The 21,324-nt window shown below is 63.3% G+C and carries 23 protein-coding genes and 1 tRNA gene; 11 read left to right on the top strand and 13 right to left on the bottom strand.

Going from position 1 to position 21,324, the window contains the following annotated elements:
- The first annotated feature begins 65 nt into the window (after window positions 1–65).
- Complete coding sequence (locus LB557_RS13045) at window positions 66–761, top strand: DUF1013 domain-containing protein (protein ID WP_015315358.1); 696 nt, start codon at window positions 66–68, stop codon at window positions 759–761.
- Window positions 762–825: 64 nt separating this feature from the next.
- Here the strand turns inward: LB557_RS13045 and LB557_RS13040 are convergent, their stop codons facing one another.
- The 4 genes from LB557_RS13040 to LB557_RS13025 form a co-directional block, all read right to left on the bottom strand.
- Window positions 826–1,545, bottom strand: a complete 720-nt coding sequence (locus LB557_RS13040) for a helix-turn-helix transcriptional regulator (RefSeq protein WP_013529238.1) — start codon at window positions 1,543–1,545, stop codon at window positions 826–828.
- 72 nt (window positions 1,546–1,617) lie between these two features.
- Window positions 1,618–2,025: a hypothetical protein gene (locus LB557_RS13035; protein WP_015315359.1), complete on the bottom strand. Its 408-nt coding sequence runs from the start codon at window positions 2,023–2,025 to the stop codon at window positions 1,618–1,620.
- Window positions 2,026–2,089: 64 nt separating this feature from the next.
- On the bottom strand, window positions 2,090–2,680 hold the full coding sequence (locus tag LB557_RS13030; protein ID WP_224642727.1) for a DJ-1/PfpI family protein: 591 nt from the start codon (window positions 2,678–2,680) through the stop codon (window positions 2,090–2,092).
- A gap of 84 nt (window positions 2,681–2,764) precedes the next feature.
- Complete coding sequence (locus tag LB557_RS13025) at window positions 2,765–2,932, bottom strand: hypothetical protein (protein WP_015315361.1); 168 nt, start codon at window positions 2,930–2,932, stop codon at window positions 2,765–2,767.
- Between the two features lie 265 nt (window positions 2,933–3,197).
- On the opposite strand from LB557_RS13025, the gene LB557_RS13020 reads away from it, so the two are divergent.
- Window positions 3,198–4,151, top strand: a complete 954-nt coding sequence (locus tag LB557_RS13020; RefSeq protein ID WP_224642729.1) for a ring-cleaving dioxygenase — start codon at window positions 3,198–3,200, stop codon at window positions 4,149–4,151.
- 116 nt (window positions 4,152–4,267) lie between these two features.
- Complete coding sequence (locus tag LB557_RS13015) at window positions 4,268–4,429, top strand: hypothetical protein (RefSeq protein WP_224642731.1); 162 nt, start codon at window positions 4,268–4,270, stop codon at window positions 4,427–4,429.
- Window positions 4,430–4,455: 26 nt separating this feature from the next.
- Here the strand turns inward: LB557_RS13015 and LB557_RS13010 are convergent, their stop codons facing one another.
- The 7 genes from LB557_RS13010 to tkt all read right to left on the bottom strand — a co-directional run bounded on the left by LB557_RS13010 (window position 4,456) and on the right by tkt (window position 14,043).
- The gene (locus LB557_RS13010; protein ID WP_015315364.1) at window positions 4,456–5,172 is read right to left on the bottom strand and encodes an SGNH/GDSL hydrolase family protein; all 717 of its coding nucleotides are present in this window, start codon (window positions 5,170–5,172) and stop codon (window positions 4,456–4,458) included.
- A gap of 146 nt (window positions 5,173–5,318) precedes the next feature.
- Window positions 5,319–6,062, bottom strand: coding sequence for a DUF899 domain-containing protein (locus LB557_RS13005; RefSeq protein ID WP_224642739.1), 744 nt, complete (start codon window positions 6,060–6,062; stop codon window positions 5,319–5,321).
- Between the two features lie 175 nt (window positions 6,063–6,237).
- A complete protein-coding gene (locus LB557_RS13000; RefSeq protein ID WP_224642740.1) occupies window positions 6,238–7,263 on the bottom strand; it encodes a class I fructose-bisphosphate aldolase in 1,026 nt (341 codons plus the stop codon).
- A 145-nt stretch (window positions 7,264–7,408) separates the two neighbouring features.
- Window positions 7,409–8,605 carry a phosphoglycerate kinase gene (locus LB557_RS12995; protein ID WP_224642741.1) on the bottom strand — a complete coding sequence of 399 codons (1,197 nt, stop codon included), beginning with the start codon at window positions 8,603–8,605 and terminating at the stop codon, window positions 7,409–7,411.
- Between the two features lie 155 nt (window positions 8,606–8,760).
- Entirely contained in the window at window positions 8,761–10,641 is a 1,881-nt protein-coding gene (locus LB557_RS12990; protein WP_140720087.1) for a potassium/proton antiporter, read from the bottom strand.
- 186 nt (window positions 10,642–10,827) lie between these two features.
- On the bottom strand, window positions 10,828–11,838 hold the full coding sequence (gene gap / locus LB557_RS12985) for a type I glyceraldehyde-3-phosphate dehydrogenase (protein WP_140822474.1): 1,011 nt from the start codon (window positions 11,836–11,838) through the stop codon (window positions 10,828–10,830).
- 213 nt (window positions 11,839–12,051) lie between these two features.
- The gene (gene tkt, locus LB557_RS12980; RefSeq protein WP_224642742.1) at window positions 12,052–14,043 is read right to left on the bottom strand and encodes a transketolase; all 1,992 of its coding nucleotides are present in this window, start codon (window positions 14,041–14,043) and stop codon (window positions 12,052–12,054) included.
- A gap of 261 nt (window positions 14,044–14,304) precedes the next feature.
- Here tkt and LB557_RS12975 point away from each other — a divergent pair, with 261 nt between their 5' ends.
- From LB557_RS12975 to LB557_RS12960, 4 genes are all read left to right on the top strand, one after another.
- The gene (locus LB557_RS12975; protein ID WP_015315371.1) at window positions 14,305–14,577 is read left to right on the top strand and encodes a DUF4164 domain-containing protein; all 273 of its coding nucleotides are present in this window, start codon (window positions 14,305–14,307) and stop codon (window positions 14,575–14,577) included.
- 11 nt (window positions 14,578–14,588) lie between these two features.
- Entirely contained in the window at window positions 14,589–14,954 is a 366-nt protein-coding gene (locus tag LB557_RS12970) for a cell division protein ZapA (RefSeq protein WP_015315372.1), read from the top strand.
- Window positions 14,955–15,162: 208 nt separating this feature from the next.
- Window positions 15,163–15,822 carry a peroxiredoxin gene (locus tag LB557_RS12965; RefSeq protein WP_015315373.1) on the top strand — a complete coding sequence of 220 codons (660 nt, stop codon included), beginning with the start codon at window positions 15,163–15,165 and terminating at the stop codon, window positions 15,820–15,822.
- A gap of 145 nt (window positions 15,823–15,967) precedes the next feature.
- Window positions 15,968–16,840 (top strand): MBL fold metallo-hydrolase, encoded by an 873-nt coding sequence (locus tag LB557_RS12960; RefSeq protein WP_140720091.1) that lies wholly within the window; start codon window positions 15,968–15,970, stop codon window positions 16,838–16,840.
- Window positions 16,841–16,925: 85 nt separating this feature from the next.
- Here LB557_RS12960 and rpoH read toward each other — a convergent pair whose 3' ends face one another.
- Both rpoH and LB557_RS12950 read right to left on the bottom strand, forming a co-directional pair.
- Entirely contained in the window at window positions 16,926–17,837 is a 912-nt protein-coding gene (rpoH, locus tag LB557_RS12955; protein WP_015315375.1) for an RNA polymerase sigma factor RpoH, read from the bottom strand.
- A gap of 189 nt (window positions 17,838–18,026) precedes the next feature.
- Complete coding sequence (locus LB557_RS12950; RefSeq protein ID WP_224642743.1) at window positions 18,027–19,082, bottom strand: RluA family pseudouridine synthase; 1,056 nt, start codon at window positions 19,080–19,082, stop codon at window positions 18,027–18,029.
- Between the two features lie 26 nt (window positions 19,083–19,108).
- On the opposite strand from LB557_RS12950, the gene LB557_RS12945 reads away from it, so the two are divergent.
- The 4 genes from LB557_RS12945 (at window position 19,109) to LB557_RS12930 (ending at window position 21,261) form a co-directional block, all read left to right on the top strand.
- Entirely contained in the window at window positions 19,109–19,492 is a 384-nt protein-coding gene (locus tag LB557_RS12945) for a fimbrial protein (protein ID WP_140616707.1), read from the top strand.
- A 36-nt stretch (window positions 19,493–19,528) separates the two neighbouring features.
- The gene (locus LB557_RS12940) at window positions 19,529–19,936 is read left to right on the top strand and encodes a VOC family protein (protein ID WP_140712697.1); all 408 of its coding nucleotides are present in this window, start codon (window positions 19,529–19,531) and stop codon (window positions 19,934–19,936) included.
- A gap of 89 nt (window positions 19,937–20,025) precedes the next feature.
- Window positions 20,026–20,100 (top strand) — tRNA-Glu (locus LB557_RS12935).
- 795 nt (window positions 20,101–20,895) lie between these two features.
- Complete coding sequence (locus tag LB557_RS12930) at window positions 20,896–21,261, top strand: hypothetical protein (protein ID WP_224642744.1); 366 nt, start codon at window positions 20,896–20,898, stop codon at window positions 21,259–21,261.
- The last annotated feature ends 63 nt before the right edge of the window (window positions 21,262–21,324 follow it).

Genomic DNA, 21,324 nt, shown 5'->3' with positions numbered 1-21,324 from the left:
TCCCATTTTGGTGGCTCTAAACCACCGCCCGCGCGGGAACGCGGGCGAACGAGAAGGATTTGCACATGGCCAATACGCTGCTTATGCCCAAGGCGACCGCCGTCTGGCTGGTCGACAACACCGCGCTTTCCTTTGAGCAGATCGCGCAGTTCTGCGGGCTGCATCCGCTCGAGGTCAAGGCGATCGCCGACGGAGAATCAGCGCAAGGCATCAAGGGCATGGATCCGATCATGACCGGCCAGCTGACCCGCGACGAGATCGCGCGCGCCGAGAAGGATCCGAACCAGCGCCTGAAGCTTTCCGACCCCAAGGTGCGGGTACCCGAATCCAAGCGCAAGGGTCCGCGCTATACGCCGCTGTCGAAACGTCAGGACCGGCCGAACGCCATCCTGTGGCTGGTGCGCAATCATCCCGAACTGAAGGACGCGCAGATTTCGCGCCTCGTCGGCACCACCAAGTCGACGATCGAGCAGATCCGCGAACGCAAGCACTGGAATTCGGCCAATCTGCAGCCGATGGACCCGGTGACGCTGGGTCTCGCCTCGCAGATCGACCTCGACATGGAAGTCAACCGTGCCTCGCGCGGCCGCGAGCAGGCGCAGCCGGTCGGCGACACGCTGCTGCCGGCGGCATTGACCGAGCGGTTGGTGCCTGCACCGGAGAAGCCGAAGGACGAGGACGCGGAGCTCGATGCAAACGCCGTCTTCGCCAAGCTGTCGGCGCTGAAGTCGAAGGACACCGATACGGACGACGAGGAATAGACTTTTCGCCAACGCAACAAAATAGCCCGCTTCGAGCGGGCTATTTTGTGCGGCCCGGCAAGTCTCAGCTTCGCGCCGCGCGGTCGGGCGCCATGCCGTAGTCCTCGCTGCGCTCCACCGCCCGGTAAAAATCGGCAAGCTGCTTGCCGCGCTCCGGCTTGAAGATCCGGCCGGCGATGACCACGGAGGCAATGCGGTCGATGCGGAAGGCGCGGAAATCATCGCGCATCTCGCACCAGGCGACCAGCGTCCACACCTTGCCCCAGAACCACAGGCCGAGCGGCCTGATATCGCGCGCGGTACCGCGGCCGGCTTCGTCCGAGTAGTCGATGGTCAGCACCTGGCGCTTTTCGACCGCGCGCTCGATCAGGTCGATCGCCTCGCGGGCGGCATCGCTGACCACCCACATCGGCGTGTGGATCTCGGTGCGGGCGATGCGGTCTTTCTCGGCATCGGGCAGCACGGCACCGATCTTGACCAGTGCCTCGTCGGCGGCCCGCGCCATGGCGGCGCCGCCAAAGGCGCGCACCATGCGGGCGCCGGCCACCAGCGCCACGATCTCGTCACGCGTGAACATCAGCGGCGGAAGGTCGAAACCCTCCCTCATCATGTAGCCAACGCCAGCCTCGCCGTCGATCGGCACCCCGGTCGACTGCAGGTCGGCTATGTCGCGGTAAATGGTTCGCTCGGAAACCTCGAGCCATGTGCCGAGCTTCTGGGCGGTGACAAGGCGGCCACCACGCAGATGCTGCACGATCTGAAAGAGCCTGTCGGCGCGGCGCATCGTTTGCTTCCCCAGTGTTTTTCCCATGCATGCCGTGGCTCCCTGACCGGATCCACTTCCACATGACATGCATTACGGCTTCAGCCCTTCGCGCTTGCGCTGCGCGGCGACGAATTCCGCGCCGAAGGACAGTTTCCTCGTTGTCGGCGTCTTCGCATCGAGAACGCGCCAGAAGGGAGCGACGTCGCTGAGCGTCATGCCGCGCTCGAGATCCTCCTTGGCAGCCTCGGCGACCGTACGCGGATGATAGCCCATGGTGACCGGGCATGTCACTTCGGCGCCATGCTCGATGGCAAGGGCCGTGCGCAGCGCGCGAACGTCCATATCGACGCCTTCGGGGATGGAGCGGATGAAATCGTCGACCTGGCGCGCGGTCGGCACCAGCATGGGCTGGCCTTCGATAACGTCCCCTACCGTGCGCGGCGTTGGCTTCACGCCGTTGATGCCAGGCGCGTTCAGCCTGTCGTTCCAGTGTTTCATCGATCGTCCTTGGCCGGCCATGCGCATTGTCCCACCATCGCACGCACCTCCTGACAGCATGCTGTCAGGAGGCTTCAGCATACTCCTTGGCGAACAGCGTCCGCATCCGCGCGAGTTCGCTGCCTTTTTCCGGGTAGAGCGTCTGCAGGAAGGCAAGGGCGAAAGTGCCGGGCGCCGAACCTGGCGCGGACACGATTTTGCCGTCGGCCACGGCATGTGGCACATCCTGATAATTGCCATCGCCGGCATAGCCGGACTCGTGACGGCTAATCCAGTCACGGCCATTGCTGGTATGCCTCGCGTTCTCGAACATGCCGGCTCGGGCCAGCGCCAGCGTTCCCGCACAGATGCCACCAACGATACCGCCGCGCGATGCGACAGCCATCAGCAGTTCGGCAGCATCCGGCGGCGCCTTGTCCGCCCAGTGGTCGGAACCGATGACCGCCACGGCATCGAGATCGGTATTCTCATTGATGCTGGCCGAGCGGTCTGGCATCAGCTTAAAACCGCTGATTCCGGTCACCGGCTTGCCGTCGGGCGTCAGCGACACGGCGCGAGCGCCGAACCATTCGACCGCCGAGGCCGCCAGCAGCCCATATTCACAGTCGGCAAAACCTTCGATGAACAGAAAGCCGATTGTCTTCTGATCGGGCATGAGCTCGCTCCATCCCTCGCGCGCCGGACTTGATATCTGGGTGCTGACGCGTGAGCATCCAACCGCTGCGTTGAAAATTTCGTCTCAATTGCCGTGATGGCGACGCTCGGCATACATGTCAGGCCAGCCGATATCCTTGCGAATGTCTGCGGGCAGCGCGTTCATGAACCGCTGGGTCCGGATCTCGTTGCGCATCGTGCGGATCTTGCCGACATAATGCTGCATGCCGCGCAGAATGGTAAAACCGTTCATGACCAATCTCCTCTCTCTAACCGGAGACACTATCGCACACCCCTCCTGACAGCAGTCTGTCAGGAGGATGGCAGGTCGTGTGGCGACTGTTCCGTTCTTGTCGTGACGGGTCACGCGAGCGCGGATTGTTCACTAAGGCAGGGCTAATCGAGGCAGTATTGTTCATAGCTTGGCGACGGACTGTCGGGATAGGCGGCCTTCAGCGAAGTGACCGGAGTTCTGATATGAAAGGAGAAAATTCTTCCCCAAAAACAGGGAGACCACCATGAGCTTGCAACTGACAGGAATTCACCACCTGACCGCCATCACCGCCAATGCGCCCGGCAATTTTCACTTCTACACGAAGGTGCTGGGGCTGCGGCTGGTCAAGAAGACAGTGAACCAGGACGATACCTCGGCCTACCACCTCTTTTATGCCGACGGCGAGGCAACGCCGGGTACCGACCTCACCTTCTTCGACTGGCCGATCGGCCGCGAACGGCGCGGCACACACAGCATCGCGCGGACCAGCCTCAGGGTCGGCAGCCAGGAGAGCCTTGGCTGGTGGAAGCAGCACCTTGCCAGCGAGGGCATCGTGACAGGAGAGATTGCCGATATCGGCGGCTACAAGTCACTGGATTTCGAGGACCCCGAAGGCCAGCGCCTGCGGCTCGTCAGCGATGGCGGCAAGGGCGGCAGCCATCCCTGGGCGCAAAGCCCGGTGCCGGCCGAGCATCAGATCCGCGGACTGGGGCCGATCGTTATCAGTGTTCCCGACATCACCAACACCGAGGCGGTGCTGGCCGGGGTGATGAACATGCGCAAGGTCCGCGACTATGCCTCGCCTGACGGCGAGGGCCAGGTCCACGTCTTCGAAATGGGCGCGGGCGGGCCGGCGGCGGAGCTTCATGTGGCCGTGCAGCCCGGGCTGGCACCCGCGAGGCAAGGCGCCGGTGCGGTTCACCATGTCGCCTTCAGGGCGCCGGACGAGGAGACGCTGCATCAGTGGACGGCGCGCCTGGCCGAATTCCGGCTGCCGTCAAGCGGCGAGGTCGAGCGCTACTACTTCCGCTCGCTCTATTTCCGTGAGCCGAACGGCATCCTGTTCGAGATTGCCACCGACGGGCCAGGGTTCACAGCCGACGAGCCGCTGGAGACGCTGGGCGAAAGCCTTGCCCTGCCCCCGTTCCTGGAGGCAAAACGCGCATCGATCGAGGCTGGCCTCAAGCCGCTGAAGTAGATTGCTGCGCGGTCAAGGCGTGCGTCGCGTTCCGCTTCGGGTTCGCGGCGCCTTTTCTTTCCCGGAGACCGAACGAACCGCTTTGACAGGCGCAAGCGTTGCTGGTCAAAGGCAGCATGACGAAACTCCTCGCCCTTGTCATCGTCGGGTTCATGGTCATCCAGCTCATCAAGCCGCTCGGCTGGCCGGGGCTCAGGCGCCGCGGCGATTTCTGGAAATTGGCATTGCTCGCCATCGCGGCGATCTCACTGGCGGCCGTGCTCGGGCACCTGACATAAGGCCTGGCGACAGCTGCGGTCGCTCTTCAGCCGGCAAGCACTGGGCCGACGAGATGTTCCGCCCAGGCCCGGTAGCCGGCCTCCGAGGCATGAAACCCGTCGGAAGCAAAACCGGCCTCGGGGTTGGTGATCGGCAGGCGCGGCGCCGGCACCGCGCCGCGCTCCAGGCAGAGGCGCTCGCCCATCCGGTTCATCGCGGTGGCGCGGATCTCGAGGATCTTGCCGAGCAGCGATGGCATGGCCGGTGCACGCGTGAACTCCAGCACCGGCGACCATACCACGCGCGCCTCCGGCCATTTGGCGCGCAGCGCGTAGAGGAGGCCGCCGAACTCCTTCTTGAAGCGCGGCACGGAATGAAAATTCTTGGTGTCGTTGGTGCCGATGGCGAGCACGATATGCGTCCACGGATCAGCCGACAGATTGGGCAGGACATGGTCGCGGATCTGACCAGATGTCGCCGAATTGAAGCCGGCGGCACGCCAGCGCACAGCGCCGCCGGTGCGCTGTGCAATCATGACGGCAAGCTGCGCGGCAAGCCCGTTTTCGGAATTGCCGATGCCGACCGAGGCGGCGGAGGAATCGCCCAGCACCAACAGCGAGATCGCCGGAGCCTGGCCCGAGATCTCGTGCATGACCGGTCCCCGCGCCGGCAGCATGCGCGAGGTGCGGCGGCGGACACCCAAGCCCTGCCAGACATAGATCGGGAAGGCGAGCCAGGTGAGGAAGGTCGGAAAGCGTCGCATCGCTGGTCCATTGAACTGGTTTGCGACCAGCATCTAACGCATGTCGCGAGAGAGGTGAACGAGCATTTCCGGCGAAAACAGGATCGCCTCGAACGCTCTACCCCTTTGTTTTACGCAATTCCGAAGGCGCTCCGCACTTTTGCTGGTCAGCCATCGTGGCAATCGTGCTCAGCTTGCGGCTCGCCTGCATATTCGTCATGCAGCCGCACCCAATCCATCAGATTGCGGTAGAGGCCGGTCTCACCCCGGCCCTTCGGCGTCAGGTCCAGATAGTGGTAGGCGCCGATCAGTTGTTCGCCGCCGCGGGCACGCGAAACGAAGGTCAGGAAAATGTCGCCGTTCTCGTCCCTGTAGAAAACGCTGGCGCCCGGAAGCTCCTTCGATGTCCGGGCTCGGGTCTCGAAATTGTATGTGGTGTCGCCAGCCGCGATCTGCCTGTCGGTGAAGGAAACCTGCATATCGAAGTTGAAATCAGACGCATAGGACGACACCCAGTCGAACTTCCAGCCCATGCGCTGCTTGTAGGCTACAAGCTCGTCCAGCGGCGCGCGCGAGATCACGACCAGCGATACGTCGTGGTGCATGAGGTGCTGGTTGGCACCGTCGATATGATCGGCAAGAAAGGAGCAGCCTTCGCAATGGTTCACGCAGCCCGGCCCGAACATGAAATGGTAGACGATCAGCTGGCTGTTGGCGCCAAACAGATCGGCAAGTTTCTTCGGCCCCCTTTCGGTCTCGAAGACGTAGTCCTTGCGAATTTTCAACCAGGGGAGTTCGCGCCGCTCGGCCGCGACGCGCTCGCGAAGCCGCGTCAGTTCCTTCTCGCGGGCCAGATGTGCCTTATGAGCCTCGAACCATTCTTCGCGCGAAACGACCTTGTTGCGATGCATGAACTTCTCCCTGTCTGCACCCCAAGGACGTACGGGATGGGCTCGCCCCGACATCGCCGCTGTCAGGGATGCCCAGAGAAAATAAGAATTCGAATGCCTTGACCCAAGGCCGGTGCGCCAAAACAAAAAACCCGGGCATGTCGGCCCGGGTTCGAAGGGAGGGATAGCAGGGGCTTCAGGCAGTCTGTTCCAGGCTCGCCTTCCATTTCCCAAGTGCCGCCAGGTGGTTCATGTGGGCGCGGTGGGTGAAGGCGGCCTGGCCGGCGGCGATGTTCGAGGCCTTGCCGCTCCATGCCTTCTGCGGGGCGGCCTGCAGCGCGCGGCCATAGGAGAAGGTCAGCTTCCACGGATGCGGGCCGATGGCGTTGATGGCATTGAGGTTGGCGGTCGCCTCCTCGTCCTCCTGACCGCCGGAGAGGAAGGCAATGCCCGGCACCGCGGCCGGCACCGTCTCGCGGAACAGCTTTATCGTCTTCTCCGCGACTTGCTCAGGACTGTCCACCGTGCCCGACTTCTTGCCAGAAAGCACCATGTTGGGCTTCAGGATCGTGCCTTCGAGGACAACACCGGCAGCGTGGAGCTCGTCATAGAGTTTTATCAGCGTCGCCTTGGAGACCTCAAAACAAGTGTCGATGTCGTGAGCGCCGTCCATCAGCACTTCGGGCTCGACGATCGGCACGATGCCGGCCTCCTGGCAAAGTGCGGCATAGCGGGCAAGCGCATGGGTGTTCGAGTTGATCGAATTGACCGAAGGCACGCCCTTGCCGGTGTCGATGTCGATCACCGCGCGCCATTTGGCGAAGCGGGCGCCGAGCTTGTAATAGTCGGCAAGCCGCTCGCGCAAGCCGTCGAGGCCTTCGGTAATGGTGTCGCCGGGAAAGCCGGCCAGCGGCTTGGCGCCGGCATCGACCTTGATGCCTGGAATTGCGCCCGCCGCCTTGATGATGTCGACCAGCGGCGTGCCGTCGGCGGCCTTCTGGCTAATGGTCTCGTCATAGAGGATGACGCCGGAAATGTATTTGGCCATCGCGTCCTTGGCGCGGAACATCATCTCGCGGTAGTCGCGGCGGCTGTCGGGGGTAGATTCGACGCCGATGACGTCGAAGCGCTTCTTGATCGTGCCGGAGCTTTCATCGGCGGCCAGCAGGCCCTTGCCGTTGGCCACAATCGCGGCGGCAATGTCTTCGAGACGTTCGCTCATCATGCTTCTCCTAACCGGTTGGTATCGGCCAGCAGGACACTACCGCCAAAGGAATGACGCCGGAAAGCTCGAATCGAGCGAAAGTGGCCGGCGCTGCCGCCAGCTCCCTTCGAGTTGATCGAATTGCCGGTGAGCCGTGGTGCCCTCAGCGCTTCAGCACGTCCACGCCGGGCAATGGCTTGCCTTCCATCCATTCCAGGAAGGCGCCGCCGGCGGTCGAGACATAGGTGAAGTCGTCGGCGACACCGGCGTGATTCAATGCAGCCACGGTATCGCCGCCGCCGGCGACCGAAACCAGCTTGCCGGCCTTTGTGCGCGCCGCGGCATGCTTGGCCGCGGCCACCGTGGCGTGATCGAACGGCTCGATCTCGAAGGCGCCGAGCGGTCCGTTCCAGACCAGCGTCGCGGCGCGGTCGATCCACTCGCCGATCGTCGTCACGGTCCTGGCGCCGACATCGAGGATCATGCCATCGGCCGGCACGTCGGAGATGGCGATGGTCTCGCAGGCCGCACCCGCCCTGAATTCCTTGGCGACGACGCCGTCGACCGGCAGGATGATGGCGCAGCCGGCCTCCGCCGCTTCGATCATGATCTGCTTGGCGGTCGGAGCCAGGTCGTGCTCGCACAGCGACTTGCCGACATCGGTGCCGCGCGCGGCGAGGAAGGTGTTGGCCATGCCGCCGCCGATGACCAGCGCATCAACCTTCTTCACCAGGTTCATCAACAGGTCGATCTTCGTCGAGACCTTGGCGCCGCCGACGATGGCAACGACCGGACGGACCGGGTTGCCCAGGCCCTTCTCCAGCGCCTCGAGTTCGGCCTGCATGGTGCGGCCGGCGAAGGAGGGCAAGAGGTGCGCCAGCCCTTCAGTCGACGAATGGGCGCGGTGGGCGGCGGAAAAGGCATCGTTGACGAAGATGTCGCCATTGGCGGCGAGCCGTTCGGTAAAAGCGGGATCGTTCTTCTCTTCGGCCTTGTAGAAGCGAGTGTTTTCCAGGAGCAGCACGTCGCCCTTGTCCATGGCGGCGACAGCGCTGCCTGCCGTGTCGCCGATGCAGTCGGAGGCGAATCCAACGGGACGGCCGAGCACCTCAGCCGTCGCCCTGGCGATCGGCTCCAGCGAGAATTCGGGCGAGGGACCATCCTTGGGCCGACCGAAATGGGCGAGCAGGATGACCTTGGCGCCCTTGCCGGACAATTCGGCGATGGTCGGCGCGATGCGTTCGATGCGGGTGGCGTCGGTGACCTTGCCCTCAGCGACGGGAACGTTGAGGTCGACGCGCACCAGCACGCGCTTGCCGCTGATGTTGCCGATATCGTCCAGTGTCTTGAAGGCAGCCATGCCGGTTCCCTTTCGTCTGAAATCGCCGGGACCATACCTCGCATCAATGACGATGCAAGGCTTTGGCTGGGGCCGGGTGCGAAATTTTGAGGCGGACGGGGACATAGTCCGTGAAGACCGCCCGGCCTATGTCAGCGGGCAAACGGTCGCCCGCGTCAGCTTTCGGCCGACGCTTTCTCGACCGGGGGCTCAGGGGCGTCATCCGCCTGTGTTGCCCCCCGCGCCTCAGCCGGCTTGCGCCAGCTGCGGATAAAGGCGGCGAGACGGTCGCCGATCTCGCCGGCGCTCAGGAAGACAGGCACGCGCGCCACCGGCGCGGTCGGCTCGAAGGACAGGCCGAGCCCGGTGATTTTGCCCTTGTCGTCGACGTCGCGCACAATCAGCTCGATCGGACCAAGCAGCACGCGGTCGGCATATTCGGCATGGCCGCCGAGCCGCGCCGTGACCAGCGCACCGACGGTCTGTTTCTGCTCGGCCTCGCTGAGACCGGGCGCATAGGCGGCTTCCAGTTCGGCGGCGGATCGCGCCGGATCGACGGCGAAGGCGCCGAAGAAATCGGCATCCTCCGGATCGACGACGGCGCGGCTGGCGAACAGCTTGTCGAGCAGGCGGGGATAGCGATCGGGCACGAAGATGTAGACTTGATCGCCGGCGGCGAGCCGGCCCATGTCCTGGAAACGCATCGAGCGGCCGTCACGCAGCACCAGCGAGGGCCGCGCCCAGCGCGGGATGCGTTCGCCGCGCGCCACCGGACTGCCCGGCGCCACACGATAGGCAAGGAGTTCGTGATGCGCGGAGCCGGGCAGTTCCAGTTCGACCTTGTCCAGCGGTCCGAGCCGGGCCGGCACGATCAGGCCGAGGCGCCGCGCCAGCGGGCCGACGGTCCAGCCCTGTATGACCAGGGACACCAGAACGATGATGAAGGCGGCGTTGAAGATGGTGCGGCCGTTTTCCAGACCGCCGAGCAGCGGTGTGATGGCGAGCAGGATGGACACGGCGCCGCGCAGGCCGACCCAGGAGACGAAGGCGACTTCGGGACGCGGCAGGCGGAACGGGACCAGGCAGAGCCAGACCGCGACAGGACGGGCGACGAACATCAGGAACAGGCCAAGCGCTATCGCAGGCACCATGATCGCCGGGAACTGCGAGGGCGTCGCGAACAGGCCGAGGATGAGGAACATGATGATCTGCGCCAGCCACGACATGCCATCCTGGAAGCGCTTGAGGATGGTGACAGCGCGGATGTCGGAATTGCCGGCGATGAGCCCGGCGATATAGACCGCCAGGAAGCCGGAGCCGCCGATGGCTCCGGCGGCGGCAAAGACCATCAAGGACAGCGTCAGCACGAAAATCGGCAGCAGGCCATGGTCGAGGTTGAGCCGATCGACCAGGCGCACGATGGCGAGGCCGCCGAGCACGCCGACGATCGCGCCAAGGCCCATGTTGATGAGGAAGCCGAGGATCAGATTGGTGACCAGGACATTGGCTTCGGGGTTGGCGTGGGCGGCGATGATCTCGACCAGCGTGATGGTCAGGAAGATGGCGATCGGATCATTGGTGCCCGATTCCACCTCGAGCGTGGAGCGCACGCGCTCGCGCAGATTGATCTCGCCGGCGCGCAGCAGGAAGAACACCGCCGCCGCGTCGGTCGAGGCGACGGCTGCGCCGAGGAGGAAGGATTCCAGCCAGCTGAGGTCGAGCAGGTAGTAGGCGGCGGCGCCGAACAGGCCAGTGGTGAGAAGGACGCCGAAGGTCGCCAGCGACAGGGCTGGTCCTGCCGCCTGCCGCAGGGCGTTGAGTGGCGTGCCGAAACCGGAATCGAACAGGATGACGGCCAGCGCCAGTGAGCCGGCAAAATAAGCGATGCGGGCATTGTCGAACTGGATACCGAGCCCGTCGGTTCCGGTGGCGAGCCCGATACACAGAAACAGGAGCAGGAGCGGGGCGCCGAAGCGAAAGGCGATCAGGCTCGAAAACGCCGCGGCGACAACAAGCGCCGTGCCGACCAGCGTAACGAGATAGATCGCATGCTCCATCCGTGATTTGCCCCTCGAATTCCTCTGCCTCCTGGCTTCACGGCAGAGTGGGGCGAAGGCGTGACCAGTGCAAGGCGGGAGGGTGGTTTTTTGCCCGGCGCCGCCGATTTTCGCGTTGCTGCTCCGGCAAATGAAAACGCCCGGACGAGGCCGGGCGTTTCGAATGTCGGGAAGATCGACCTTCGATCAGGCGATGGTCTTGCCGAAAGCGACCGCGGTGTCGCCCATGCGGTTGGAAAAGCCCCATTCATTGTCGTACCAGGACAGCACCGAAACGAAGTTGCCGTCCATCACCTTGGTCTGGTCGAGCGCCATGATCGAGGAGCGCGGATCGTGGTTGAAGTCGATCGACACGTTCGGGTGATGGGTGACGCCGAGGATGCCCTTCAGCTTGCCGTTGGAGGCGGCGATGACCGCCTCGTTGATTTCCTGCACCGTCGTCGATCGCTTGGCGATGAACTTGAAGTCGACGACCGAGACGTTCGGCGTCGGCACGCGGATCGAGATGCCGTCGAGCTTGCCCTTAAGGTCGGGCAGGACGAGGCCGATCGCCTTGGCGGCGCCGGTCGAGGTCGGGATCTGCGACAGCGCCGCGGCGCGGGCGCGGTAGAGATCCTTGTGCATGGTGTCCAGCGTCGGCTGGTCGCCCGTGTAGGAATGGATCGTCGTCATCATTCCCTTTTCGATGCCGACGGTCTCATGCAAGACGGCCGCCAGCGGCGCCAGGCAGTTGGTGGTGCAGGACGCATTCGAGATGACGATGTGGTCCTTGGTCAGCTTGTCGTGGTTGATGCCGTAGACGACGGTCAAGTCAGCGCCGTCGGCGGGCGCCGACACCAGCACGCGCTTGGCGCCGGCGGTCAGGTGCGCGGCGGCCTTGTCGCGGGCGGTGAAGATGCCGGTGCATTCGAGCGCAATGTCGATGCCGAGTTCCTTCCACGGCAACTGCGTCGGATCCTTGATCGCGGTGACCTTGAACTTCTCCTTGCCGACGCTGATCTGGTCGCCGTCGACCGACACTTCATGCGGAAAGCGGCCGTGCACGCTGTCAAAGCGCAGCAGGTGAGCGTTGGTCTCGACCGGACCGAGATCGTTGACGGCGACGACATTGATATCCTTGCGGCCGGACTCATGGATGGCGCGCAGGATGTTGCGGCCGATGCGGCCAAATCCGTTGATGGCAACTCTGACAGTCATTTTTCTCTCCCGGGGAGCTGGAGGGCAGACGATTGGTCCGCAGCTTCATAGCGGCGGACGGGCAAAGAATCCAGCCGCATCGGGCTGGATCTAAATCGATTAGGTTGGGCCAGCCTGGCGAAACCGCTTTTCACGCGATCTCGCCGGGTATTTTGTTTCGTGCATGTCGTTATCTCAAGACCGCGACACACTTTTGGGCGACATGCCGGGGCCTCATCTGCCGTGCAGGCGGGCTTCCGCCGCCTTGGCGGCCGCCTCGGCGGTGATGCCGAAATGCGGATAAAGCTGTTCGATCGTACCGCTCGCACCGAAGCCGGTCATGCCGATGAAGATGCCGTCCGAGCCGATGAGATGATCCCAGCCCTGGCGGATGCCGGCCTCGATCGCCATCTTGATCGGTGCGTCGCCGATCGTCTTCTTGCGATAGGCGTCGGTCTGCTTGTCGAACAGTTCGAAGCAAGGCACCGAGACGACACGGGTCGGATGGCCATGTTTTTCCAGAAGGTCGCGTGCGCCAAGCGCGATCTCGACCTCGGAACCGGTGGCGAAGATCGTCACGGCGGCCTCGCCGCTGGCGGCGGCGAGCTCATAGGCCCCTTGGCTGCTCAGGTTCTTTTCGGTGAACTCGGTGCGCACCGTCGGCAGGTTCTGGCGGGTCAGCGCCAGGGTCGACGGCGTCTTTTCGGATTCGAGCGCGATCTGCCAGCATTCGGCGGTTTCCACCGCGTCGGCCGGACGGAACACATTGTGGTTGGGAATGGCGCGCAGGGCGGCCATGTGCTCGACCGGCTGGTGGGTCGGCCCGTCTTCGCCAAGACCGATGGAATCATGGGTCATGACGAAGATCGAGCGGATGCCCATCAGCGAGGCAAGCCGCATCGAGGGGCGGGCATAGTCGGAGAAGCACAGGAAGGTGCCGCCATAGGCGATAAGGCCGCCATGCAGCGTCAGGCCGTTGATCGCGGCAGCCATGCCGTGTTCGCGGATGCCGTAATGGACATAACGCTGGCCGTAATCGTCCGGCGTGATGTTCTTGGTCTGGCTGGTCTTGGTGTTGTTGGAGCCGGTCAGGTCGGCCGAGCCGCCGATGGTTTCCGGCACCGCGCCATTGATGACTTCCAGCGCCATTTCCGACGATTTGCGGGTCGCGACCTTCGGCTTGTCGGCTGAAAGCTTCTTCTTGTAGTCGGCGATGACAGCGTCGAAATTCGCCGGCAGCTTGCCACTGGCGCGGCGCTCGAACTCGGCCTTCAGCTTCGGATCGGCCTTGGCCAGGCGGCCTTCCCAGTCCGTGCGCGCCTTGACGCCGGCGTTGCCGGCGGTGCGCCAGGCGTCGAGAATGTCAGCCGGGATCTCGAAGGGCGGCGAGTCCCAGTTGAAGAACTTGCGCGCGCCAGCGATCTCGTCTGGGCCGAGCGGCGAGCCATGCGCCTTGTTGGTGCCGGCCTTGGTCGGGGCACCGAAGCCGATGGTCGTCTTGCAGGCGATCATCGTCGGCTTGTCGGAATGGCGGGCGGCCTCGATGGCATAGGCGATCGCTTCCGGATCGGTGCCGTCGATGTGGCTGGCGTTCCAGCCGGAGGCCTGGAAACGCGCGACTTGGTCGGTGTTGTCGGCGAGCGACACCGGACCGTCGATCGAGATGTTGTTGTTGTCCCAGAAGACAATCAGCTTGTTGAGCTTGAGGTGACCGGCAAGGGCGATGGCTTCCTGGGAAACACCTTCCATCAGGCAGCCGTCGCCGGCCAGCACATAGGTGTAGTGGTCGACAAGGTCGTTGCCGAAGGCGGCGTTCATGATGCGCTCGCCGAGCGCGAAGCCGACCGAATTGGCGAGGCCCTGGCCGAGCGGGCCGGTCGTGGTCTCGATGCCGGTGGCGTGGCCATATTCGGGATGGCCGGCGGTTTTCGAGCCCAACTGGCGGAAGTGCTTGATCTGGTCGATGGTCATGTCTTCGTAGCCGGTCAGGTGCAGCAACGAATAGAGCAGCATCGAACCATGGCCCGCCGACAGGATGAAGCGGTCACGGTCGGCCCAATGCGGGGCCTTGGGATCGTATTTCAGGAAGCGGGTGAACAGCACCGTGGCAATGTCGGCGCAGCCCATGGGCAGGCCGGGATGGCCTGAATTCGCCTTCTCGACGGCATCCATGGAGAGAAAACGGATCGCATTGGCCATCCGGTCATGTTGTTCACGCGACGTCATGGTACCTCCAGGGTGGGGGTTTGGGGGCTTGGGAGAGCCCTTGAAAAGGGTGCGCGACACATAGCAGGCGCGGGCTTTTAGTCAACAAATCGGGTGCAGATTTGCCGGTCTTGTGATGTCGGCGGTGGACCTACTTTAGCGTTAGCGGGGGACAGTCGCGAGAGCTTTATTGACGTTGCCTTCACCCGGTGCCTAATGTTTCCGGGATAACGCGTTCTGAACGCGAACGATTCGGTGATGGGCAGGGCACAGGACGAAGCCATGACCGGGGAAACCACGCTCAAGGAAGTGATCGCCAGGCTGAGCAAGGCCATCGAAGGGCTGGAAAACGCCGTCGCGGCCAAGCTCGAGCATGAACGCGACTATTCGGAAGCCGAGGCCGAAGTACAGCGGATGAATGCCGACCGCTCGCGGTTGGCGCAGGAACTCGACAATTCCGAAGCGCGCGCCGAACGGCTGGAAGACGCCAACAAGGAAGTGTCGCGACGGCTGGTGACCGCGATGGAAACCATCCGCGCCGTGTTGGACAGATAGGAGCTGGCCCGATGGCACAGGTCACGGTTTCAATCGACGGCAAGCAGTACCGCATGGCCTGCGACGAGGGCCAGGAAGAGCATCTGATTGATCTCGCCGAGCGTTTCGACCGCTATGTCTCGCACCTGAAGGATTCCTTCGGCGAGATCGGCGACCAGCGGCTGACCGTCATGGCCGGCATCATGGTGATGGACGAGCTTTCCGAGCTGCAGAAGCGCGTCAAGGGCATGGAAAGCGAAGTGCTGACCTTGCGCAAGACGCGCGACGAGGCGCTGACCAAGGCCGACAAGAGCGACAGCGTGCTGACCAGCGCACTCGGCGCCCTGGCGCAGCGTATGGAAGATTTGTCGGCGACGCTGGCAATCAACAAGGCCTGAGGCGTCTTTGCCGATTCCTGCCGCTTGTCTCATGCCCGATACCACGACGTATTTTTGGCCTGATCCCGCGTGTGGGGAAAAATTTTTGCCCATCGAGTGAATGGCCGTCATCTCCAGCGTTTAATCAGTCGCGCTGCGGTGCTACGATCAGGTGCCGGGCGCCGGGCGGCGAAGATCCGGCCACATTCACAAGGGGTAGGGATAGGTCATGAGTCTTCGTATCAACGATATCGCGCCGGACTTCACCGCCGAGACCACGCAGGGAGCCATCAAATTCCATGACTGGATCGGCGACGGCTGGGCGATCCTGTTCAGCCATCCGAAGAATTTCACGCCGGTCTGCACGACCGAGCTTGGCACGATGGCCGGGCTCGAGGGCGAGTTCAAGAAGCGCAACGTCAAGATCATCGGCATTTCGGTCGACCCGGTCGAAAGCCATGGCAAATGGCAGGACGACATCAAGACGGCGACCGGCCATTCGGTGCATTACCCGCTGATCGGCGACAAGGACCTCAAGGTCGCCAAGCTTTATGACATGCTGCCAGGCGGTGCCGGCGAAACTTCGGAAGGCCGCACACCCGCCGACAACGCCACCGTGCGCTCGGTCTACGTCATCGGGCCGGACAAGAAGATCAAGCTGGTGCTTACCTACCCGATGACCACGGGGCGCAACTTCGACGAGATCCTGCGGGCGGTCGATTCCATGCAGCTCACCGCCAAGCATCAAGTGGCGACGCCGGCGAACTGGAAACAGGGTGAGGACGTCATCATTACCGCCGCCGTTTCCAACGAGGATGCGATCAAGCGCTTCGGCGCCTACGAGACCATCCTGCCCTATCTCAGGAAGACCAAGCAGCCCTCCGCCTGAGCCAGCACGCCGGAATGGTTTCCGGCGTTTTCCGCTCCTGCGAACCAAGTCATGCTTGACTGGTTCGTCGGGGCGGACAACCATGCTCACGGTGGGTTCCGGCGGAGAAAATCGTTCCTGCCGGCTAGGTCTGGGGAAGCCGGACGTGCAGATAACTTTGGCGAAGCCGCAGGTCAGCGGTTTTTATGACAAGCCGACCGGGGCCATCCAGTATGTCGTCGCTGACCCGGCGACGAAGCGATGCGCCATTATCGATCCGATCCTCGACTTTGATGAAAAATCCGGCGCGACGAGTACGATGAGCGCGGATAGCTTGCTCGATTTCATTGGGGAAAACGGGCTGGAGCTCGAGTGGATTCTCGATACCCATCCCCACGCTGACCATTTCTCGGCGGCGCATTACCTGAAACAGAGGACCGGCGCGCCGATGGCGATCGGCGACAAGGTCGTCGACGTCCAGGCACTGTGGAAGGTGATCTATAACTGGCCGGACTTTCCGGCAGACGGCTCACAGTGGGACAGGCTGTTCGCCGAGGGCGAGACCTTCCGGATCGGAACCCTTCCGGTCAGGGTGCTGTTCTCGCCTGGACATACATTGGCATCGATCACCTATGTGATCGGTGACGCCGGCTTCATCCACGACACCCTGTTCATGCCCGACAGCGGCACGGCAAGAACGGATTTTCCCGGTGGAAGCGCCGCGCGGTTGTGGCGCTCGATCCAGGGCATCCTGGCCTTGCCGGAGGAAACCCGGCTGTTCGTCGGCCATGATTACCAGGCCGGCGGGCGCGAACCGATGTGGGAAAGCACGGTCGCGGCGCAGAAGGCGACCAACATCCATCTTGTCGCCGCGCGTACAGAGGCCGAGTTCGTCGCGCTACGCGAGGCGCGCGATCGCACATTGCCGATGCCGCGGCTTATCCTGCATGCGCTGCAGGTCAACATCAATGGGGGGCGGCTGCCAGAGCCGGAAGCCAATGGCCGGCGCTACCTCAAATTTCCGCTGGATTCGCTTTGAGGCAACCGTGGCCCGGCTACGGCGTACAAAAAGGGCGGCGCCAGTTTCCTGACGCCGCCCTGCTACTTCCTGCGCGAAGCCGGCTTTAAGCCGCCGGCTGTGCCTCGATCGTGCGCAGCGCCTGCATCTGTCGCTTGGCGGCGGCCTTGACCGCATCCTGCACCTTCTCGAAGGCGCGCACCTCGATCTGCCGCACGCGCTCGCGGCTGATGTCGAACTCGGCCGACAGTTCCTCGAGCGTCAGCGGCTCCTCGGCGAGGCGGCGCGCCTCGAAGATGCGCCGCTCGCGATCGTTGAGCACGGCCAGAGCGCCCGACAGCATGCCGCGCCGGTTTTCCAGCTCGTCCTGCTCGATCAGCATCTCTTCCTGGCTTTCGTGGTCGTCGACCAGCCAGTCCTGCCATTCGCCGGACTCGCCTTCCGTCGCCCGGATCGGCGCGTTGAGTGACGCGTCGCCGGACAGGCGGCGGTTCATCGACACCACTTCGGCCTCGGAAACGTTCAGCCGCGTGGCGATTTCGGCGATCTGGTCGGGCTTGAGGTCGCCATCGTCCAGCGCCTGGATCTTGCCCTTCACCTTGCGGAGATTGAAGAACAGACGCTTCTGGTTGGCGGTCGTGCCCATCTTGACCAGGCTCCACGAGCGCAGGATGTATTCCTGGATCGAGGCCTTGATCCACCACATGGCGTAGGTGGCGAGGCGAAAACCGCGCTCGGGTTCGAATTTCTTGACGGCCTGCATGAGGCCGACATTGCCTTCCGAGATCACTTCGCCGATCGGCAGGCCATAGCCGCGATAGCCCATGGCGATCTTGGCGACGAGCCTCAAATGGCTGGTGACGAGCTTGTGCGCGGCCGTGGTGTCTTCATGCTCGGCGTAACGCTTGGCGAGCATGTACTCTTCCTGCGGCTGAAGCATGGGAAAGCGGCGGATTTCTTCCAGATAGCGGCTGAGGCCGCCTTCACCGGAAACGATACTGGGTAATGACTGGGCCATGATAGCGCCCCCTCTCTATTGGAGTGATGCCCCCGAAACGCGGCAGGCATGTGACGCGAACACCAAAAGGCTCGCTCGCGACAACAGATCTTATACAGGAACAAAACCAGAAAAGACAGCATTTGTTCAACACGAAACAGTGTGTCACGCTGAAGTGAACAATGCCACTCAGGTTTTTTGATGGCAGGTTCACAGCTTGCGAAAGCCGCCGACGAGTTCCTCCATGTCCCCCGGTAACGGCGCCTCGAACCTCATCGTTAGATGGGTAGTCGGGTGCCGAAATGCAAGGAGCCATGCATGCAAAGCTTGCCGGGAAAATGCCTCGACCTGGCGTTTCAGCGGTTCGGGCAGCCGATTGGCCTTGGTGCGGAAGGCTAGCCCGTAGTCCGGGTCGCCAATCACGGGATGGCCGATATGGGCCATGTGGACGCGGATCTGGTGGGTGCGACCGGTTTCCAGCCGGCATTCGACGAGGCTAGCGGCAGCGAATTCCCGCTGGCCCTCGCCGAAACGCTCCTGCACGGCAAAACGGGTGACCGCGTGGCGTGCGTCGTCGCGGCCTTCCGGCACCACGGCGCGGCGAACCCGGTCGGAGGCGCGGCCAAGCGGTGCATCGATCGTTCCGGTCGGCCTCTGCGGTATGCCCCAGACCAGCGCCAGGTAGGCGCGCTCGAGATCGCCGGTCAGGCCGTGGTCGGCGAACGCCTCCGACAGAGCCTTGTGGGCACGGTCGGTCTTGGCGACCACCATGACGCCGCTGGTCTCCTTGTCGAGGCGATGGACGATGCCCGGGCGGCGCACCCCGCCAATGCCTGACAGGCTGTCGCCGCAATGATGAATCAGCGCATTGACCAGCGTGCCGGTCCAGTTGCCGGCGCCGGGGTGCACGACGAGCCCCGCCGGCTTGTTGATGACGATCAACTCGTCGTCTTCGTAGAGCACGTCGAGCGCAATGTTCTCGCCCTGCGGCTGCGCCGGCTCCGGTTCCGGCATGGCTACGGACACATTTTCGCCCGCGCGCATCTTGCGCTTGGTTTCGTCGACCGGCTTGCCGTCGATGACGACGGCGCCTTGCCTTATCAGCATCTGCACGCGACTGCGTGACATGTCCGGGCCAAGGGCTGCCGCCAGCCACTGATCGAGCCGTTGGCCGGCCGCATCCGCGCCGGCGACCAGCAAGGTGGGCGCGGCCTCTATCAACACGTCCTCTATCAATTCGGGGGCCTCTTCGCTATGAGCGCTCATCGAAAAACCATTCCGGAATGTTTGCCATGGCCCGGCCCGATGCCGATGAAGAGCAGGAAAAACCGCTCGCCCCCGAAGTCGACAAGCTGCGCGGCAAGCTCATCCGCTTCATGGCCATCAATCTCGGCCTGCTCTTTCTGGCTCTTATGGTGGTGATCGCGGCGATTGTCTACAAATCACGCAAGGCAACGCCGGTGAGCCCGCCGCTGGCCGGCGACGTCCAGGTGCCCGCTGGCGAACCGCTCAGCGGGGACATCGTTCTGCCGGTTGGCGCCAGGGTGGTCGGTCAGTCACTGTCGGGCAGCCGCCTTTCGATCGACGCCGAGCTTGCCGACGGCAGCCGTGCGATCTTCGTCTACGATATCGCCGAGCGCCGCCTGATCGGCCGTTTTGCGATCCGCAACAAATAGGCCGGCGCCAATGCGGCAAACACATTTGCCACCGACATGACCGGGTTTGCCGAACACCGTCGTGTCGCGACCGTGGCGCTGGTCGTCGCCAGCTATGACGAGGCGATCGCCTGGTATGTCGAGCGGCTGGGTTTTACGCTGACGGAGGATGTCGATCTCGGCGGCGGCAAACGCTGGGTCACGGTCGCGCCGGCCGACGGGCAGGGCGCCAGGCTGTTGCTGGCCGAGGCGTCCGACGAGACGCAGAGGAAAAGCATCGGCAACCAGACCGGCGGCCGGGTTTTTCTCTTCCTCGAAACCGACGATTTTGCCGGCGACCATGCAGCGATGCTGGACAAGGGCGTCGAATTCCGCGAGGCGCCGCGTCACGAAGCCTATGGCACGGTGGCGGTTTTCGCCGATCTGCATGGCAATCTGTGGGACCTGATCCAGCCGAAACGGTAACGCGGGGCGGCTTTTCATTCGATGCGGCAAAGCCGCCGAACCCCAGTTGCTTTTTCCCGGCCGTCAGCCTATATCGCCCCTTCTTGAGCGCGCCCATCGTCTAGCGGTCAGGACACCGCCCTCTCACGGCGGGAACAGGGGTTCGATTCCCCTTGGGCGTACCAGGCAACGTTCCTGTCGTTGACCTACAGACAATCCTGCAGTTTCGGACCCGTCCGGCATGGGCTCCGCATACCTCGAAAGAGCACGCAAAGCCTGCGAGAGGCCGGGCTTCCCATACCCCGAATCCACCCAATTTAAGTCAAGCCGCGACGCTTGAAAGCACTGCGATCTCTGATACTTGCGGAGCGGGGATAGCTTTCGCGGCAACGCGGGTTTGGGTCGGGTAGAGTTTGGAATGGCCTCTGTTGGGACGACATGCACGCACTGCCATGGCGGTGGAAAGGTTTTCGACTGCTCGAGATGGCGTGCCTCAAAAGGGTATTGCTGCCCGCACGGGACACATCAAAGCGGTTGCCCGGGAAAGACCATGATATGCGCGCAGTGTGCCGGGCTTGGAACGATACCAGAAACCGAGTTCAGGGCCGTCGCGTAGGCCGTCCTATCGCGACAATCATGGACATCGCGGCCATCTATTCCTAGCCTTGCGGGTGGGGACGGCAGGCAGGTTAAGGTTTGGTTTACCAATAGCCTGTCTACTGGGGACAATTCGCTTTCGGCCTGCGACCACGGATGTACTGGCGCAGTTGCCGAGGCGGAAAGGAAAGGTCGGCTCCGTGCCGGCCTTTTTGCTTTTTCGGGCTACATGGCTCGCATCGGCCAGGCGCCAGGGCGGCTTCGCAGTCGGCTTTCTTCGAACAACTTTTTGGCAAGGGATATTGTCATTGCCCATGTCGGCTCTACCATCGATCACAGCAGTCCGGCGGGTTGCCGGACCGTCGTGACGATGAGGGCTTGCGATGAAACGTGCTGCAAAACTGGCGATTGCGGGTGTGATGTCGGCAGGTGTCGTATGCGCATCTGCCGCAACGCTCAACACTATGGACGATGTCGGGACCGCGATCCAGTCCTGCTGGACACCGCCTGCCGGTGCCGGAGATTCGACTGTAACCCTGAGTTTCAGTTTCAAGCGCGACGGTACTCTGATAGGGCCGCCGCGACCAACCGCCGCCAAGGTGGCTGGCGACGACAAGGCACGTAAGGCGTTCATCGATGCGGCAATAGCGGCGGTGAAGAATTGCACGCCGCTGAGTTTATCGCCGGCGCTGTCGCAAGGGATTGCCGGCAACGTGTTCACGCAGCAATTCGTTTCGCCCAAGCAATAGCGGTAGCGCCCAAAGAACGCCTGCCATGGAGCGGGCATCGGCACGGGTGTTCGTCGAACCGGA

Origin of the sequence: Mesorhizobium sp. BR115XR7A, assembly GCF_020165315.1 — a bacterium.
GTDB lineage: Bacteria > Pseudomonadota > Alphaproteobacteria > Rhizobiales > Rhizobiaceae > Mesorhizobium > Mesorhizobium australicum.
Note: the sequence above shows the minus strand (reverse complement) of the source record. Positions and strands in the feature narration are given on the sequence as shown.